General features: G+C 32.2%; 3 protein-coding genes and 2 pseudogenes. 3 read left to right on the top strand and 2 right to left on the bottom strand.

Features of this window, described 5'->3' with window-relative positions; translation table 11 throughout:
* A partial coding sequence (locus U860_RS36035) for a hypothetical protein (protein WP_205206362.1) occupies positions 1-231 on the top strand: 231 nt, incomplete at its 5' end.
* 27 nt (positions 232-258) lie between these two features.
* Here the strand turns inward: U860_RS36035 and U860_RS31960 are convergent.
* Positions 259-930 (bottom strand): annotated as a pseudogene (locus U860_RS31960) (IS6 family transposase).
* Between the two features lie 198 nt (positions 931-1,128).
* On the opposite strand from U860_RS31960, the gene U860_RS36030 reads away from it, so the two are divergent.
* Positions 1,129-1,305: a hypothetical protein gene (locus U860_RS36030; RefSeq protein WP_205206360.1), complete on the top strand. Its 177-nt coding sequence runs from the start codon at positions 1,129-1,131 to the stop codon at positions 1,303-1,305.
* Between the two features lie 620 nt (positions 1,306-1,925).
* Complete coding sequence (locus U860_RS36025) at positions 1,926-2,084, top strand: hypothetical protein (RefSeq protein ID WP_171903161.1); 159 nt, start codon at positions 1,926-1,928, stop codon at positions 2,082-2,084.
* Positions 2,085-2,152: 68 nt separating this feature from the next.
* Here U860_RS36025 and U860_RS31955 read toward each other — a convergent pair.
* Positions 2,153-2,482: pseudogene (locus U860_RS31955) on the bottom strand (DDE-type integrase/transposase/recombinase); the annotation flags it as partial.

Genomic DNA, 2,482 nt, shown 5'->3' with positions numbered 1-2,482 from the left:
AGCTGGTTTTATTGCTATAATAGAAAAGGGAAATTCTACAGCATTTTTCGATATACCGAAAAGCTAATGAGCATGAAAGTTCCAGTAGGTAAAAAGGGAAAAGAATGTTTATCATTCTTTTCCCTCTTTGTATTTTCATACCCTCACATATCTATCGTAAGAGAGTACTTGTATACGATTATTTACTACATTCCTTTTCTCGGTTCTGTTGCAAAGTTTCCGAAGCCATAAAGAAATGGGGAATATTGCGGACCAGTTTTATGAAACGATTAATAATTCATGTAATGCGTTATACGTCGAAAAAACGAAGTTTGGTTGAAGACTTCGCTTTTGTTTGTATATGGCATGAACAATTTCTATACCTTTAATAGTACGTGAGGCATGGCGAAGACTTTGAAAGCCTAAGGAACGGGAAATTCGACGTTTCACATGTCGATGATTTTGCTCGATGATATTATTGAGGTACTTTATTGTACGATGAAAGGTATTTTTGTAAAGACATATCTCCTTATGCGGAAGCTAAAGAAGGAGATATGTCGTCAGAACCGTTGGTTCTCCAAAAGTTCGAGCTAGTCTTTTCATAAAAGCATATGTTGCTTGTTTGTCTCGTTTTTGACGAAGTTGAATATCAAGTGTTCGTCCCTCTTTATCAATTGCTCGATATAAATAACACCACTTTCCTTTAATTTTGATATAGGTTTCATCCAAACGCCAAGATAACAATATGTTTTTGTTTTTCTTCTTCCAAATTTGATAGATAAGATTTCCATATTCATGAGCCCAGCGCATGATAGTTGTTGGATGAATAGAAATACCACGTTCTTTGAGAATTTCAGACACATCGCGATAGCTTAAAGAAAAACGACAATAGTGGCCAGCGGCTACCAAGATAGTATCTTTCTCGAACTGTTTTCCTTTAAAATATCCCATTTGTTACGCTCCTTGTTTGTTTTTTCCAGAGCTTAGCTTACTTTAGAAAACTTTACAACAGAACCCTAATGTTGATATCTGATGAATATTTTTGAAAAGGGAGCGATGTTATAAAGTCACGATAATGTAATTTTTATAAGAATTAAATGAAAGCAACATGAAATTTTAGAACCGACATGAAGTGGAGAGAATAATTATATGTACCCTAAGTTTTTTAACAAAATAGCTTTTTCAAAAGAACATAAAGATTTATTAATTCAATTGTATAATAAAGAAATTACACGAAGTGAATATAATCACTTATTAAACGCTTTATATGAGCCAACACCAAAAGCACCTAACTATAAGACTAAAGATAATATTTTGACTGTTTAACAATTTTAATAACTTTATTAAATGCTTCTGAATCTATTCATGTTATTAGGTTCAATTAGTTTATTTCAATTTACAAAAGAATAATAACACAAAAAATGCATCTGCATAGATACGTTTTTTGTGTATAGCCGAGAATAGGACTAATGGTAACTATCTTTAAATGAAGTAAATTCAGATTAGATAATGTTAATAGAAAACAAAGTAGCACCATATAAATTAGTAGACAGTATACACTTTTATTAATGTCTATCTTTTTCTAAGTAAAAAAATTGGTATGTTCTCATTGATTTATCTATGGGTTCTATTGCAAAGTTTTTTATACATAGGGGTGCCGCCGCATGCCCATCAACTTAAGATTTTAAAGTAGCCCCTAAACGAAAATTTTATTATTTTACAGTTATTTATGAGAATTCAACTCATTTTTTCAGTTTGGGGAACAACACACTTCTTAAGTCGACGGGCATGTATGGTGAAGTCTATTATATAAATTGGTCAAAAACTGACCTTCCTCAGTTTCTTTAATTCAATACATATGTTTTTTGTCATAGGAATATATGTTATAAATTTCACTTAGTCTAAGAACATCATAACATTCTAAATAGTATGGAGCGGGTATTATAATGAAAAAGATTTTATTATCGTTTATAACATTAGGAATGCTTATAGGATGTGAAAAATCTGATTCGTGTGATGAAGCAAGAGCTATCTACTCTGGAAATTGTAATTCTGCTAATACACTGACAAACGACAAAGCTGAATTACAATTAGATTCCAAATAGTTGCTTTGGTTCTGGTGCGAAAATGTTAGTTAGAAACATAGAGTAGCAATTTCCTCTTCATTTCTATCTTATGAGGCTAAGCCAAACAATTTATGAATAAATTCTTTCTGGTTTTGGACAGACTTATCCAGTAAAACAAGTTGCCCTTTTTTCATCAGATGCATGGCTTCAACACCACTCAATATAGAGATTGCTGTTTTAAACGACTTGAATCCTAACATAGAACGAACTCACCTTTTAATAAACCGGTGGTCTTGTTCCACTATATTATTGAGATATTTAACTTGCCTTAGTTGTATGCCTTCAGGCATATGTTTCTCTTCTTTCAACTCTTGAATCGCTACAGGATAGGCAGGGTTCTTATCTACTGTTATCACGCGAAGTTTAGAAACATACGA

This window comes from Bacillus sp. H1a, assembly GCF_000633475.1.
In the GTDB taxonomy this organism is placed as follows: Bacteria; Bacillota; Bacilli; order Bacillales; family Bacillaceae_G; genus Bacillus_A; species Bacillus_A paramycoides.
Note: the sequence above shows the minus strand (reverse complement) of the source record. Positions and strands in the feature narration are given on the sequence as shown.

Excerpts from the sequence above, each read along its gene's own strand:
- U860_RS36030 (WP_205206360.1), top strand. The coding sequence starts at position 1,129 with ATGTACCCTAAGTTTTTTAACAAAATAGCTTTTTCAAAAGAACATAAA.
- U860_RS36025 (WP_171903161.1), top strand. The coding sequence starts at position 1,926 with ATGAAAAAGATTTTATTATCGTTTATAACATTAGGAATGCTTATAGGA.